The organism is Alcanivorax jadensis T9, from assembly GCF_000756655.1.
GTDB classification, from domain to species: domain Bacteria; phylum Pseudomonadota; class Gammaproteobacteria; order Pseudomonadales; family Alcanivoracaceae; genus Alcanivorax; species Alcanivorax jadensis.
The window spans coordinates 99,952-114,408 of record NZ_ARXU01000001.1; the positions used below are offsets into that span (position 1 = coordinate 99,952).

Below are 14,457 nucleotides of genomic sequence, written 5' to 3' on the forward strand. Positions count from 1 at the left end.
TTACTGTGCGCCTTTTTCTTCTTCGCCGGCTGAATCCAGGCGGTAGGCTCGGGTAATCAGAATGGGCACTTCCGGCACGTCCCGCGCCAGCATTCCGTTGAGGCGCTGGCTGGTGGTGCGTTCACTGGCGATGTTGTCCACTACCGCCATCCCGTCTGTGACCTTACCGAAGACGGCATAGCCCCAGCCACGGGCATTCTTGCCAGAAAAGTCCAGGTTGTCATTGTCGACCAGATTGATGAAGAACTGGGCGGTGGCCGAGTGCGGGTTGCCAGTACGGGCCATGGCCAGGGTGCCGCGCTCATTGCTCAGGCCGTTGTCGGCTTCATTCTGGATCGGTGCGCGGGTGGCCTTGCGCTGCCCGTTCTGGTCAAAGCCGCCGCCCTGAATCATGAAACCGCGGATTACCCGGTGGAACTGGGTGCCGTCGTAGAAGCCGTCATCCACATACTTGAGGAAATTGGCGACGGTCTGCGGCGCCTGGTCCGCGTAGAGTTCTACGGTGACCGGGCCGGCAGAGGTTTCCAGGCGAACCTGCGGGTTGGCGAGCAGCAGGGTCGGTAACAAGGCGAGCAGGGCAGTGGCCAGAACGCGCATGGGCTCAGTCCTCGATCAGTTCGGCGGATTCGATCAGTACCGGCTCCACCGGCACATCCTGGTGGCCGCCGCTGTTGCCGGTGGCCACATTCCGGATTTTTTCCACCACGTCCATGCCGTCACTGACCGCGCCAAAGACCGCATAACCCCAGCCGTCCTGGCTGCGTTCCTTGTCCAGGAAGTGGTTGTCGGCCACGTTGATGAAGAATTGGGCGGACGCGGAATGGGGATCCGGGGTGCGCGCCATGGCGATGGTGCCTGCCTTGTTGGACAGGCCATTACCTGCCTCGTTCTGGATCGTGCCACGGGTGGGCTTCTGCTGCATATCTTCGCTGAAGCCGCCGCCCTGGATCATGAAGTTGCTGATAACACGGTGGAAGATGGTGCCGTCGAAGTGGCCATCCTTGACGTATTGAGCAAAGTTCTCGGTCGTAATCGGCGCTTTCTCTGCGTCCAGCTGCAGGGTGATTTTGCCGTAGGTTGTTGTCAGCACCACTTTCATCAGGTTTTCTCCGCAAGATGGGCCTGGTTGGGGGTTTTTGTTCCCCGGCGGGCCCTGAGTCTTTGACTGTTGGGGGGCGTACAGTACACTAGCGCACCTTCATTTTCACCGTGAGAGCCTGCCCATATTCAGGCTCTCTGCCTTCCGGACTGGCCAAGACCCATGAGCGAAACGAAAGCGCCCAGCAATTTTATCAGACAGATCATCGACCGTGACCTCGCAGAAGGTAAAAACGACGGCCAGGTGGTGACCCGTTTTCCACCGGAACCCAATGGGTACCTGCATATTGGTCATGCCAAGTCTATCTGCCTGAACTTCGGGGTTGCCGAAAGCTATAACGGCAGTTGCAACCTGCGCTTCGATGATACTAATCCCGAGAAGGAAGAGGATGAGTATATCCAGTCGATCAAGCAGGATGTGCAGTGGCTTGGCTTCACCTGGAATGGTCAGGAGAAGTTTGCCAGCGACTATTTCGACCGGCTTTATGAGCTGGCCGTGGAGCTGATCCACAAGGGGCTGGCCTACGTGGACAGCCTGAGCCCGGAGCAGATCGCCGAGTACCGCGGTAATTTCACCACGCCGGGCAAGCCAAGCCCCTATCGCGAGCGCAGCGTGGAAGAGAATCTGGCCCTGTTCGAGCAGATGCGCAGCGGTGAGATGGACGAGGGGGCGGCGGTGCTGCGTGCCAAAATCGACATGCAGAGTGCCAACCTGAATCTGCGCGATCCGATTCTCTATCGCATCCGCAAGAAAGTGCATCATCAGACCGGTGACAAGTGGGTGATTTATCCCATGTACGACTTCACCCATCCGCTGTCCGATGCCCTCGAGGGGATCACGCACAGCCTCTGTACCCTGGAGTTCGAGGATCACCGGCCGTTTTATGACTGGGTCATCGAGCACACCTCCGTGCCGGCGAGCCCGCGCCAGTATGAGTTTGCCCGCCTTAACCTGAATTACACGGTGACCAGCAAGCGCAAGCTCAAGCAGTTGGTAGATGAAGGGCATGTGGAAGGCTGGAACGATCCGCGTATGCCCACCATCAGCGGTCTGCGTCGTCGTGGCTACACACCGGCTTCACTGCGCACATTCTGTGAGTCTGTGGGCGTCAGCCGGGCGGATTCCGTGGTGGACATGGGGATGCTGGAAGCCGCCATCCGCGATGATCTGAATCAGCATGCCCCCCGCGCCATGTGTGTGCTGAATCCCTTGAAAGTGGTCATCGAAAACTGGGAAGGGGGCAAGGAGGAATCCCTGACCGCCCCGGTGCATCCGCAGAACGAGACCATGGGAACCCGCCAGGTACCCATGACCCGGGAGATTTATATCGACCGGGAGGATTTTCGGGAAGAGGCCAACAAGAAGTTCAAGCGCCTGGTGCTGGGCGATCGGGTGCGTCTGCGCTACGGCTATGTGGTGCGTGCTACCGATGTGGTCCGCGATGACAGCGGCGAGATTGTGGAAGTGCGCTGCAGCTATGATCCGGACACCCTGGGCAAGAACCCGGAAAATGCGGATGACCAGGGCAAACTGCGCGGGGTGATCCACTGGGTCAGTGCCAGCAAGGGTGAGCCCTGTGAGGTGCGTCTCTACGACCGCCTGTTCACCGCTGCGAACCCCAACAAGACAGAAGAAGGGCAGACCTTCCTGTCCCATATCAATCCGGATTCATTGAGCGTGCTGGATGGTTGCTGGGTGGAGCCAGGTCTGCGTGGGGTTCTGGCCGAAACCCGTTACCAGTTCGAGCGTGAGGGTTACTTCTGTGTGGATCAGAGCAGCAGCGCTGACAAGCTGGTGTTCAATCAGACTGTCGGTCTGCGTGAGTCCTGGCCCAAAGACAGTTAGTAATTAACAGTGAAGAGTTAATAGCTGCGCGATGTCGCGTGCGTGGTGTTGACAGAAAGCAAAGAGGCCGCGCCTAAGGTTTGGGTGCGGCTTTTTTGTGGGAATTTACATTTGTGGAACGCGATTATCAGTAGGGCCGGCGCCTGTTGGTGTTGTAGTGGTGGCACCGTTAGAGGCGTTAATTAGGCAGTAGTGGCCACCCAAAAGCCGCGACCATAATGAACGCGGCTTTTGGGTTGGTCGGTTAGCCCAGGGCTTTTTCGCCGGACTGCAGGGTCTGGAAAATCAGGGTGTTGATGGTCATGGGGCCGACGCCGCCGGGTACCGGAGTATAGGCGCTCACTCTATCTACCAGTGGTCCCAGCTCGATGTCGCCACACTTTTCCGGGTGGAAGCCGGCATCGACGACCACGGCGCCATCCTTGATCCAGTCTGCCTTGATGAACTCCGGCTTGCCCACGGCGCCGACAACGATGTCAGCCTGTTTGACCAGGGCTGGCAGATCCCGGGTGCGGCTGTGGCAGATGGTGACTGTGGCATTGGCTTCCAGCAGCATCATGGCCATGGGTTTGCCAAGAATGGCGCTGCGACCCACCACTACGGCATGTTTGCCTTCCAGTTCCACTTGGTAGTGCTCCAGCAAGCGCATGATGCCTTTGGGGGTGGCGCAGCCGTAAGCGTCCTCACCCATGCTCATGCGACCAAACCCGAGGCAGGTGACGCCGTCCACGTCCTTTTCCAGGCTGATGGCGTCGAAACAGGCGCGTTCATCAATCTGGGCGGGCACCGGATGTTGTAGCAGAATGCCGTGCACATCAGGATTGGTGTTGAGTTCGTCAATTTTTGCCAGCAATTGTTCGGTGCTGGTGTCTTCGTCCAGCTCAATGGCGACAGATTCCATGCCGACACGCTGGCAGGCGTTGCCTTTCATCTTTACATAGGTGGCAGATGCCGGGTCAGCACCCACCAGAATGGTGGCAAGAATCGGCGTGCGGCCGTTGGCCTTGGCTTTCAGGGCGTCGACGCGCAGGCGCATCTCCTGTTCGAACTGCTGGGCCAGGGTTTTGCCATCAAGAATCTGGGCGGTCATGTGGGCGGTCTCTCTGAAATTGACTACAATAGGGGGCGGCTTGGCGCGGTTGCGTTAATCGCAGCCTGCCGGGGCTAGCCGTGAACGGCGCGATTCTCGCACGCGCAGGCACAACGCGCAAAAGTTGACTAAAATCTGAACGTTAGACATTTTTTTGCGTCGAACCCCGTTGACGCTCATGGGGGTGCCGAGTATTATGCGCGCCTCGCTTTCGAGCTTAGTCACTGACGCAGCTTTAAAAGACGGGGTGTAGCGCAGCCTGGTAGCGCGCCTGCTTTGGGAGCAGGATGTCGGGGGTTCGAATCCCTCCACCCCGACCAGTTGGCTTGATGGCGGAAATCTGCAAGCGCCTGTAGCTCAACTGGATAGAGCAACGGCCTTCTAAGCCGTAGGTTGCAGGTTCAAGTCCTGCCAGGTGCGCCAGGCAGGAAAGAAAGCAGACAGTTTTATGGTGATTGTAGCTCAGTTGGTAGAGCTCCGGATTGTGATTCCGGCGGTCGTGGGTTCGAGCCCCATCAGTCACCCCATATTAAAAGCCTCCGGGATAGATCCCCGGAGGCTTTTTCGTATGGGCTTCAGGCACTGCTGAACAGTCAGGCTGTAGGCAGCGAAGCCCCCTTTGATTATAATCTTCGCCCTTCATTAGGCCGTCTTCGCGTTATTTCGGCGGCGGGCAGAGATAAAAGTCTTTTTTAAAGAGGATGTTATGCAGGTTTCTGTTGAAACGACTTCAGGTCTTGAGCGCCGTGTAACGGTGGGTGTACCCGCGGAAAAAGTGGATGTGGCAGTAGAAGGCAAGCTGCAGGAAGCCCAGAAAACGATCCGTCTGGACGGTTTCCGCCCGGGTAAAGTGCCCATGCGTGAAGTAAAGCGTCGCTTTGGCGGGGCCGTGCGTAACGAAGTGCTGGCTGACGTAATGCGTGAAGCCTTCATCGAAGCGGTGGAGCAGGAAAAGCTGCAGCCAGCGGGTATGCCGGGCTTTGAAGCCAAGACCAACGAAGCAGGCAAGGACCTGGAATTCGTGGCTACCTTCGAGGTATACCCGGATGTCGAGCTGGCGGCTTTCGATTCCATCGAAGTGGAAAAGCCCAAGGCTGAAGTGTCCGATTCCGATGTGGATACCATGATCGAAACCCTGCGCCAGCAGCGCGCCGAGTTCGCCGATGTGGATCGTGCCGCGGAAACGGGTGACCGCGTCAACATTGATTTCAAAGGTCTGAAAGACGGTGAAGCCTTCGAAGGCGGTAGCGCCGAAGGGCAGAACCTGGAGCTGGGCTCCGGCCAGATGATCCCGGGCTTTGAAGACGGCATCGTTGGCATGAAAGCTGGTGAGGAAAAAGACATCGACGTGACCTTCCCGGAGGACTACCAGTCCGAAGAGCTGAAAGGCCAGTCCGTGGTGTTCCAGATCAAGGTCAACAAGGTTGAAGGCAAGGCGTTGCCGGAAGTGGATGCCGAGTTCATGAAAGCGTTCGGTGTTGACGATGGCGACGAAGCCAAATTCAAGGCAGAAGTGCGCAAGAACATGGAGCGCGAGCTGAAGAATGCGGTAACCGGCAAGGTGAAAGAGCAGGCGATGGATGGCCTGGTCAACCTGCACGAGTTTGACCTGCCGGGCGCCCTGGTTACCCAGGAAATCCAGCGCATGCGTCAACAGATGATGCAGCAGTTTGGTGGCGGTCAGCAGTTTGATGCCTCCATCCTGCCGGATGATCTGTTCAAGGAGCAGGCTGAGCGTTCCGTGCGTCTGGGCCTGGTGGTTCGCGCTATCCTCGACAAGCACGAGATCAAGGCCGATGCCGACAAGGTGAAAGCCCGTGTTGAGGAAATCGCCGAGCAGTACGAGAAGCCGGAAGAGGTGGTGAGCTGGGTTTACAGCAATCCGCAGCAGCTGCAGCAGATTGAAGGTGCGGTACTGGAAGAGCAGGTTGTCGACCTGGTTCTGGATAGTGCCAAGGTGGAAGAGAAAGCCATGTCCTACCAGGACGCGGTGAAGCCACGTGAGCAAGCAGAAGGCTGATTCTTTCCGCTTTTTGACACCAAAACGGGGCCTTCTGGCCCCGTTTTGCGTTATTTATGCACAATTTGCGCAAGTTTTGCGCATTCAGACCCCGCCAAAGCCCACTTTTATAGACGCCCCCCATACACCGTCATAAGATGCGGGAAGCCCTGTTCGTCCAGCCTGCCTTGTTTTCGGCTATGTCAGCCCCCATTGCAGCATTCAGGATGAGGTCGGCTACCGGCCGATACCAATAAATCGCAAGAGCGTCCCCGGACGATCGACGAGAAGGAAAGCGCTACATGATCGACTTGAGCCGTATCAACTCCATGACCCCGGAAATGCAAGAGCTGAGCAAGGATCCCACCAATCTGGGTCTGGTGCCGATGGTGATCGAGCAGACTGCCCGTGGTGAGCGTTCTTTTGATATCTATTCCCGCCTGCTCAAGGAACGGGTGATTTTCATGATCGGCCAGGTGGAAGACCAAATGGCCAACCTGATCGTGGCCCAGATGCTGTTCCTGGAGTCGGAAAACCCGGACAAGGACATTCATCTCTATATCAACAGCCCGGGTGGTTCTGTCACAGCCGGCATGTCCATCTATGACACCATGCAGTTCATCAAGCCGGATGTGTCCACCATGTGCGTGGGCCAGGCTGCCAGTATGGGGGCTTTCCTGCTGGCCGCCGGTGCAGCAGGCAAACGCTATGTGCTGCCCAATGCCCGGGTGATGATCCATCAGCCGCTGGGCGGTTTCCAGGGCCAGGCTTCGGATATCGAGATCCACGCAAGGGAAATCCTCAAGATCAAAGGGCAGCTCAACAGCCTGCTGGCGCATCACACCGGCCAGTCGCTGGAAAGGCTGGAGAAGGATACCGACCGCGACAACTTCCTGGGCGCGGAAGAAGCGCAGGAATATGGCATCGTTGACGCGGTATTGCGTCAGCGTCCGGTGTAATTCGGTAACCTTCGTACAAAAAGTGTCCTAACGGAAGGCCTGAGAGGCCCGGCGGGCTTGAAAAAGCCCCCGTCTCCCTGCATCTTCAAAGAGACGCAAATACTCAAATACACAGGTTTAGAGGCGATTCAATGACCGACTCCACTGGCAAGGGCGACGACGGCAAGCTGCTGTACTGCTCTTTTTGTGGCAAAAGCCAGCATGAGGTCCGCAAGCTGATTGCGGGGCCCTCGGTCTTTATCTGCGACGAATGCGTGGATCTGTGTAATGACATCATCCGCGAGGAAGTGCAGGAAGACACCGGGGACACCGGCGGTGAAGCCCTGCCCAAGCCCAACGAAATCAAGGAAACCCTTGATGAGTATGTGATTGGCCAGGAGCGAGCCAAACGAGTCCTCGCCGTGGCGGTATACAACCATTACAAGCGCCTGCGCAGCAGTAGCAAGGGCCGTGATGAGGTGGAACTCGGCAAGAGTAATATTTTGCTTATCGGTCCCACCGGTAGTGGTAAAACGCTGTTGGCCGAGACCTTGGCGCGGTTGCTCAATGTGCCTTTCACCATCGCGGATGCCACCACCCTCACCGAAGCCGGTTACGTGGGTGAGGATGTGGAAAACATCATTCAGAAACTGTTGCAGAAGTGCGACTATGATGTGGACAAGGCCCAGCGCGGTATTGTCTATATCGATGAAATCGACAAGATCTCCCGCAAGTCTGACAACCCCTCCATCACCCGTGATGTGAGCGGGGAGGGCGTGCAGCAGGCCCTGCTCAAGCTGATTGAAGGTACCGTGGCCTCTGTGCCTCCCCAGGGCGGGCGCAAGCATCCCCAGCAGGAGTTCCTGCAGGTGGACACCTCCAACATGCTGTTTATCTGTGGTGGTGCCTTTGCCGGCCTGGACAAGGTAATCCGCGAGCGCTCCGAGAAGGGCGGTATTGGCTTCTCTGCAGAAGTGAAGAGCAAGGATGATGCCCGTAACCTGGGTGAATTGCTGGTAGATGTGGAACCGGAAGATCTGGTCAAGTATGGCCTGATCCCCGAATTTATCGGTCGTCTGCCGGTGATCGCGACCCTTGAAGAGCTCAGTGAAGAGGCGCTGGTTCAGATTCTCACTGAACCACGCAATGCTCTGACCAAACAGTACGCCCGCCTGTTCGAGATGGAAGGCGTGGAGCTGGATTTCCGCGATGATGCCCTTCGCGCCGTGGCCCACAAAGCCATGGAAAGAAAGACAGGGGCCCGTGGTCTGCGCTCCATTCTGGAAAGTGTGCTGCTCGATACCATGTACCAGGTTCCTTCCATGGACTCTGTTGCCAAGGTGGTTATCGACAGTCCCACCATCAAGGGCGAATCCGATCCGTTGTTGATTTACGAGAACAACGAGCAGTCTTCCAAGGTGGCACCGGATTAAGGTGCCACCACGGCAATAGAGGCAATACGTGCTGAAAGATATCCCGCTTTTACCACTGCGTGACGTAGTGGTGTATCCCCATATGGTGATCCCGCTGTTTGTTGGCCGGGAAAAGTCCATTGCTGCGCTTGAAACCGCCATGGCGGACGACAAACAGATCATGCTGGTCGCCCAGCGCAATGCCTCTGACGATGACCCGGGTGCGGATGACATTTACCGGGTCGGTACCGTCTCAACCATCCTGCAGCTGCTCAAACTGCCCGACGGCACCGTCAAGGTGCTGGTTGAAGGCGGTCAGCGTGCCCACGTGGTCAAGGCCGAGTTCGGCGACCAAGGTGGTATCGCTGATGTGCGAGAGCTGGAAGAGGGGCTGCCGGATGAGGGTGAGCAGGAGGCACTGTCCCGCTCGCTGCAATCCCAGTTCGAGGATTACGTCAAACTTTCCAAGAAAGTGGCGCCGGAAGTCACCGGCTCTGTCTCCTCCATTGATGAAGTCAGCCGTCTGGCCGACACCATTGCCGCCCACCTGCAATTGAAACTGGAAGAAAAGCAGGACGTGCTGGAAATGGTGGATGTGCGTGAGCGGGTTGAACACCTGATTGCGCTTATGGAATCCGACATTGATGTGCTCAAGGTGGAAAAACGCATTCGTGGGCGCGTCAAGAAACAGATGGAGAAAAGCCAGCGCGAGTACTACCTGAACGAACAGATGAAAGCCATCCAGAAAGAACTGGGTGATCTGGACGACAGTGGTAACGACCTGGAAGACCTGGAAAAGAAAATTGAAAGCGTGGGCATGCCCAAGGAAGCCCTCGAGAAATCCATGAACGAGCTGAACAAGCTCAAGATGATGTCGCCCATGTCTGCGGAAGCCACGGTAGTGCGTAGCTATCTGGACTGGATGACATCGGTGCCGTGGAAGAAGCGCAGCCGGGTACGTCACGATCTGGCCCATGCCAAAAAAGTGCTGGATGAGGATCATTACGGTCTGGAAGAAGTGAAGGACCGGATTCTGGAGTTCCTGGCGGTACAGAGCCGTGTGGGCAAGGTAAAGGGGCCGGTGTTGTGCTTGGTGGGCCCGCCAGGCGTGGGTAAAACCTCCCTGGGACAATCCATTGCCCATGCCACCAACCGCAAGTTTGTCCGCATGGCGTTGGGTGGAGTGCGAGATGAAGCCGAAATTCGCGGTCACCGTCGCACTTATATCGGCTCGTTGCCGGGCAAGGTAGTGCAGAAGCTGTCCAAGGTCGGTGTCAGGAACCCGCTGTTCCTGTTCGATGAAGTGGACAAGATGGGCATGGATAACCGTGGTGATCCGGCCTCTGCGCTACTGGAAGTGCTCGATCCGGAACAGAACGATACCTTCAGCGATCACTATCTGGAGGTGGATTACAATCTGTCGGAAACCCTGTTTGTCTGCACCTCCAACTCCATGAATATTCCGGCACCCTTGCTGGACCGTATGGAAGTCATTCGTCTGCCGGGCTACACCGAGGACGAAAAGGTCAATATTGCTCTCCAGTATCTGGTTCCCAAGCAGATCAAGAATAATGGTCTGAAAAAGGACGAAGTGGTTTTCGACGAATCCGTGCTACGTTACGTGGTTCGTCATTACACCCGTGAAGCCGGGGTTCGTGGACTGGAGCGTGAAGTCAGCAAGATTTGTCGCAAGGTAGTCAAGGAACACCTGCTGGCTGGAGAGAGTACCAGTGTCGCGCTCACCGAGGAGCTGGTGGAACAATACCTGGGTGTGCGCAAGTTCAGCTTTGGCCGTGCGGAAGAAAAGGATCAGGTAGGGCAGGTTACCGGACTGGCGTGGACCTCTGTAGGTGGCGAGCTGCTGACTATCGAAAGTGTTTCCACTCCGGGCAAAGGCCGCGTAATCTCTACCGGCTCCTTGGGCGATGTGATGCAGGAATCCATTCAGGCGGCCTGGACGGTTGTGAAAAGCCGTGCTGGAACTCTTGGTATCCGTCGCCGCACCCTGGACCGTAACGATTTGCACATGCATGTGCCGGAAGGTGCTACGCCGAAGGACGGCCCCAGTGCGGGTGTCGGCATGTGTACTGCCATGGTGTCCGTGCTCACAGGTATACCGGTGCGTGCAGACGTGGCCATGACTGGTGAAATTACCCTGCGTGGCCAGGTTCTGCCCATTGGTGGCTTGAAAGAGAAATTATTGGCTGCTCATCGTGGTGGCATCAAGACGGTATTGATACCGGAAGAAAACGAGCGGGATCTCAAGGAGATTCCGGACAATATCAAGTCGTCCCTGGATATCCGTCCTGTTAAATGGATTGACCAGGTGCTTGATGTGGCGCTGACTCATCAACCCAGCCCGCTGAGCGAAGCGGAACTGGAAGAGGATTTGGCGCTCGCAGAAGAGAAAAACCAGGAAGGTGAAAAGCGGCCCAGTACACATTAATGAGCCGGAATTGAAGCTTTTTAAATTATTGATCTATATGGTTTTTCATTTTTTTTAACTTGGGTGCGATGATACCTTTCCTTTCTTGACGCTCCTTATACCCGTTGGTATAAAGGCTGCTTGCTCAGGAGGAGAGTACATCACGCCTCGACCATAAAACCGGGAAAAACAGAAAGGGGAACTTTGTGAATAAGTCAGAGTTGATTGATGCGATTGCCGCTAGCGCGGATATTTCCAAAGCCGACGCAGGTCGTGCACTGGATGCTACTTTGGAAGCGGTTACTGGCGCCCTGAAAAAAGGTGACAGCGTTTCTCTGGTAGGTTTTGGTACTTTTGCTGTGAAAGAGCGCGCTGCTCGCGAAGGCCGCAACCCGCAAACTGGCCAGACTATTCAGATCGCCGCTGCCAAAGTACCGGGCTTCAAAGCTGGTAAGGCACTGAAAGACGCGGTGAACTAAACTGTTTGCTGGAGCGGTAGTTCAGCTGGTTAGAATACCGGCCTGTCACGCCGGGGGTCGCGGGTTCGAGTCCCGTCCGCTCCGCCAGTTTGAGGAAGCGCAGCCGTAAGCGGGTGCGCTTTTTTCCGTTTAGGGGAACCTGTGGTAAAAATTGCGGTTCTCACATAACAAGATCGAATTCGAAAGTTTTCACCTGAAGCCATGCTTAAGTCACGGCTCCAGGTTTTAATAAGAGTCCCTACGGAGTATTTTCATGCAGGAGTTCAGACGGTTTGTCCGCGGTCCCGTGGGCAAGGTCCTGCTTGCCGCGATTATCCTTCCTTTTGTGATTTCCGGTTTCTACGGCTATTTCACCGGTGGTGGAAGCGGAGATGTGGTTGCCGAAGTGGAAGGCAACAAAATCACCCGCAGTGTGGTGAATCAGCGTGTGGAGCGTGTTCGTGACATGCTGCGCCAGCAGAGTCCGAATATAGACCCGTCCATGCTGGATTCCTTTGTTCGCCCCGAAATGGTGCTGGAAGGACTGGTTAACGAACAGCTGATTCTTGCAGCAGCGGATAACGCCAAGCTGGCATTCAGCGAAAAGCAGGCCGCCCGCGATATTTATCAGGTCCCCCTTTTCCAGGAGAATGGCAGGTTTTCCGAGATTCGTTTCGAGCGGGAACTGCGTAGCCGTGGCTTGACGCCACAGGGTTATATTCAGGGCCTGCGTCAGGACATGCTGAAAGAACAGTATCGCTCCGGCTTCATGGCAACGAATTTTGCATTGCCAACGGAACTGCAAGAGCAGCGCCGACTGGGTGAGCAGGTTCGTGATATTCGTTATGTGACGCTGGACCTGAACGCGCTACGCAGTGATTTTTCCGTCAGCGATGAAGACATCAAGGCTTACTACGATCAAAACCAGGCAGAGTTCATGCGTCCGGAAGAATTCCGGGTTGCCTATGTGAAGCTGTCAGCGCAGGACTACACCGATCAGGTATCCGTGAGTGAGGAAGACGTGGCGGCGGAGTACGAAGTCCGCCGCTCTATCATGGAAGAATCAGGTGCGAGCACCGCTCGCAAAGTGGCCCATATTCTTGTCGAGATCAATGGCGACAGAGATCTTGAGCAGGCTCAGACCCGTGCGACTGAAGCCGCACAGGCAATTGCCGCCGGTGGCTCCTTTGCTGAAGTGGCCGCTCAGTACTCCGACGATCCAGGCTCTGCCGACGCCGGTGGCGATCTTGGTGTGGTATCCAAGGGGGCGCTACCTGAAGAAATGGAAGAGGCTATCGCCAGTCTGGAGCCGGGCATGGTTTCCGATCCGGTGGTGACCGATGCCGGCGTGCATCTGATCAAGGTATCTGATGTTGTCCGTGAGCAGGATTTGCCCACACTTGAGGAACTGGCCGAGCAGATTCGTGCAGATCTCAAACAGGGCCGCGCGGAAACTCTGCTGAATGAAGATGTGGCACGTCTGGAAGAGCTTCTGTACGAACACAGCGACATGACCGTTCCCGCCGAGCAGGTTGGCATCGAAGTCGTAAGCACCGACTGGGTTTCCCTGTCGTCGCTGCCTGAGCCACTGTCTGCTCGTCAGGTGCAGCAAGCTCTCAACAGTGACCAGGTTCGTAAGGATCGCCACAACAGTGATCTGATCGAGACTGCCCCTGGTGAGTACCTGGCTGTCAGTATCCTCGACGACAAACCGGCGGAGCCGCTGCCGCTGGAAGATGTCTCCTTCGCAATTCGCGAGCGCCTCAAGGGCGAGCGAGCTGCTGACAGGGTGCAGGAATTGTCTGCACAGGCAGAAGAGAAATTGCAGCAGGGCGCGAGCCTGGATGAGATCGCCGCCTTGTTCGAGACCGGGATTGAAGAGCAGGAAGGCCTTCAACGTGGTGGGGCCGAGCCCTCCATGGAAGTTGTCAACGGCGCCTTTGCGCTGCCGAAGACTGCGAAAGGGGAAAGTTCGGCTATAGAGCTGACTCGCGTGGGTGACGGTTCTCTGGTGGCTTACCAGGTGACCCGGGTGGAAGACGGTAATGCCGAACCGCTGTCGGACGCCCAGCAACAGGCCGCGCTGCTTGAGCTTGGAAATATCGAAGGGCAACGTAACTTCCGTCAGGTGGTTGCATTGTTGCGCGACGAAGGTGATGTGGACCTTAATCTGCAGCGACTGAGTAGCAGTTCTGCCGATCAGTAATCGAGCGGTAGAAACAAAAAAAGCTCACCAGCGATGGTGAGCTTTTTTTTTGCCGCAATTCCGGGTTGCGGGTGCTTCTTCTGATTTACTCGTTTTCAAGCTCAAAAGGCATGGATACGGTGCTGGCGCCGGCATCCACATATGTGATTTCGCCGGTGATGCCGGATGCCAGGTCAGAGCACAGGAAAGCGGCCACGTTACCCACTTCCTCGATAGTCACATTCCGACGCAGCGGTGCCTTGGCGGCGTTGTAGTCCAGCATGCTGCGAAACTTCTTGATGCCGGATGCTGCGAGGGTACGGATGGGGCCGGCGGAAATCCCGTTCACACGAATGCCGTCCGGTCCCATGCTGGAAGCCAGATAACGAACTGAGGCTTCCAGGCTGGCCTTGGCCAGGCCCATCACGTTGTAGTTCGGCACGGTCTGACGCGCGGCATGGTATGTGAGTGTCAGCAGGGAGCCATTGCGGTTGGCCATCATCTGACGCCCGGCTTTGGCCAGGGCAACGAAGCTGTAGCTGGAAATATCATGGGCGATGCGGAATCCTTCGCGGGTTGCCACTTCCGCAAAGCTGCCATCCAGTTCGCTGCCTGGAGCAAAGCCCACCGCGTGGATAATTCCATCCAGCCCGTCCCATTGATCGCCCAGCGCCGTGAATACTGCCTCGATCTCTTCGTCACTGACGACATCGCAGGGGTAGCATAGTGTTTGGTTGCTGCCATAGCGTTCTGCGGCTTTCACGACACGGCTTTTCAGCTTCTCGTTCTGGTAGGTAAAGGCCAGCTCGGCGCCTTCGCGGTGCATCGCTTCGGCAATACCCGTGGCAATGGAGCGGTCACTGGCGACGCCGACGATAAGGTAGCGTTTGCCTGCTAGAAATCCCATGTCTGTCCTCGATGTATTTTGAGTTGGAAGTTGGAAGTTGGAAGTCGAAAAGCGCGTGTTAATGGCGCTTCTTAACTTTCAACTTTCAACTTGTTACTG

Annotated in this window: 11 protein-coding genes and 4 tRNA genes; 11 read left to right on the top strand and 4 right to left on the bottom strand. The window is 56.5% G+C overall.

Features of this window, described 5'->3' with window-relative positions:
• Entirely contained in the window at positions 1-597 is a 597-nt protein-coding gene (locus tag T9A_RS00460; protein WP_035244181.1) for a peptidylprolyl isomerase, read from the bottom strand.
• Between the two features lie 4 nt (positions 598-601).
• On the bottom strand, positions 602-1,099 hold the full coding sequence (locus T9A_RS00465) for a peptidylprolyl isomerase (RefSeq protein WP_035244183.1): 498 nt from the start codon (positions 1,097-1,099) through the stop codon (positions 602-604).
• 162 nt (positions 1,100-1,261) lie between these two features.
• Between T9A_RS00465 and T9A_RS00470 the strand changes: the two genes are divergently transcribed.
• Positions 1,262-2,944 (top strand): glutamine--tRNA ligase/YqeY domain fusion protein, encoded by a 1,683-nt coding sequence (locus tag T9A_RS00470; RefSeq protein WP_035244186.1) that lies wholly within the window; start codon positions 1,262-1,264, stop codon positions 2,942-2,944.
• A gap of 244 nt (positions 2,945-3,188) precedes the next feature.
• On the opposite strand, the gene folD is transcribed toward T9A_RS00470, so the two are convergent.
• Complete coding sequence (gene folD, locus T9A_RS00475; protein ID WP_035244188.1) at positions 3,189-4,034, bottom strand: bifunctional methylenetetrahydrofolate dehydrogenase/methenyltetrahydrofolate cyclohydrolase FolD; 846 nt, start codon at positions 4,032-4,034, stop codon at positions 3,189-3,191.
• A 243-nt stretch (positions 4,035-4,277) separates the two neighbouring features.
• Between folD and T9A_RS00480 the strand changes: the two genes are divergently transcribed.
• From T9A_RS00480 to T9A_RS00525, 10 genes are all read left to right on the top strand, one after another.
• A tRNA-Pro gene (locus tag T9A_RS00480) sits at positions 4,278-4,354 on the top strand.
• Positions 4,355-4,380: 26 nt separating this feature from the next.
• Positions 4,381-4,457 (top strand) — tRNA-Arg (locus T9A_RS00485).
• A gap of 28 nt (positions 4,458-4,485) precedes the next feature.
• Positions 4,486-4,561, top strand: a tRNA-His gene (locus tag T9A_RS00490).
• A 179-nt stretch (positions 4,562-4,740) separates the two neighbouring features.
• Positions 4,741-6,054 (top strand): trigger factor, encoded by a 1,314-nt coding sequence (gene tig / locus T9A_RS00495; protein ID WP_035244191.1) that lies wholly within the window; start codon positions 4,741-4,743, stop codon positions 6,052-6,054.
• A gap of 320 nt (positions 6,055-6,374) precedes the next feature.
• Positions 6,375-6,992, top strand: a complete 618-nt coding sequence (gene clpP, locus T9A_RS00500) for an ATP-dependent Clp endopeptidase proteolytic subunit ClpP (protein ID WP_035244764.1) — start codon at positions 6,375-6,377, stop codon at positions 6,990-6,992.
• Between the two features lie 131 nt (positions 6,993-7,123).
• Positions 7,124-8,404 (top strand): ATP-dependent Clp protease ATP-binding subunit ClpX, encoded by a 1,281-nt coding sequence (gene clpX / locus T9A_RS00505; RefSeq protein ID WP_035244193.1) that lies wholly within the window; start codon positions 7,124-7,126, stop codon positions 8,402-8,404.
• A gap of 28 nt (positions 8,405-8,432) precedes the next feature.
• The gene (lon, locus tag T9A_RS00510) at positions 8,433-10,829 is read left to right on the top strand and encodes an endopeptidase La (RefSeq protein WP_035244195.1); all 2,397 of its coding nucleotides are present in this window, start codon (positions 8,433-8,435) and stop codon (positions 10,827-10,829) included.
• Positions 10,830-11,014: 185 nt separating this feature from the next.
• Complete coding sequence (locus T9A_RS00515) at positions 11,015-11,287, top strand: non-specific DNA-binding protein Hbs (RefSeq protein ID WP_035244197.1); 273 nt, start codon at positions 11,015-11,017, stop codon at positions 11,285-11,287.
• Positions 11,288-11,297: 10 nt separating this feature from the next.
• Positions 11,298-11,374, top strand: a tRNA-Asp gene (locus tag T9A_RS00520).
• Positions 11,375-11,540: 166 nt separating this feature from the next.
• Complete coding sequence (locus T9A_RS00525) at positions 11,541-13,472, top strand: SurA N-terminal domain-containing protein (protein WP_035244201.1); 1,932 nt, start codon at positions 11,541-11,543, stop codon at positions 13,470-13,472.
• A gap of 85 nt (positions 13,473-13,557) precedes the next feature.
• Here the strand turns inward: T9A_RS00525 and T9A_RS00530 are convergent, their stop codons facing one another.
• On the bottom strand, positions 13,558-14,358 hold the full coding sequence (locus T9A_RS00530) for an enoyl-ACP reductase FabI (RefSeq protein ID WP_035244203.1): 801 nt from the start codon (positions 14,356-14,358) through the stop codon (positions 13,558-13,560).
• Positions 14,359-14,457: the final 99 nt, after the last annotated feature.

Excerpts from the sequence above, each read along its gene's own strand:
- T9A_RS00460 (WP_035244181.1), bottom strand. The coding sequence starts at position 597 with ATGCGCGTTCTGGCCACTGCCCTGCTCGCCTTGTTACCGACCCTGCTG.
- clpP (WP_035244764.1), top strand. The coding sequence starts at position 6,375 with ATGCAAGAGCTGAGCAAGGATCCCACCAATCTGGGTCTGGTGCCGATG.
- tig (WP_035244191.1), top strand. The coding sequence starts at position 4,741 with ATGCAGGTTTCTGTTGAAACGACTTCAGGTCTTGAGCGCCGTGTAACG.
- folD (WP_035244188.1), bottom strand. The coding sequence starts at position 4,034 with ATGACCGCCCAGATTCTTGATGGCAAAACCCTGGCCCAGCAGTTCGAA.
- T9A_RS00465 (WP_035244183.1), bottom strand. The coding sequence starts at position 1,099 with ATGAAAGTGGTGCTGACAACAACCTACGGCAAAATCACCCTGCAGCTG.
- T9A_RS00525 (WP_035244201.1), top strand. The coding sequence starts at position 11,541 with ATGCAGGAGTTCAGACGGTTTGTCCGCGGTCCCGTGGGCAAGGTCCTG.
- clpX (WP_035244193.1), top strand. The coding sequence starts at position 7,124 with ATGACCGACTCCACTGGCAAGGGCGACGACGGCAAGCTGCTGTACTGC.
- T9A_RS00470 (WP_035244186.1), top strand. The coding sequence starts at position 1,262 with ATGAGCGAAACGAAAGCGCCCAGCAATTTTATCAGACAGATCATCGAC.
- T9A_RS00530 (WP_035244203.1), bottom strand. The coding sequence starts at position 14,358 with ATGGGATTTCTAGCAGGCAAACGCTACCTTATCGTCGGCGTCGCCAGT.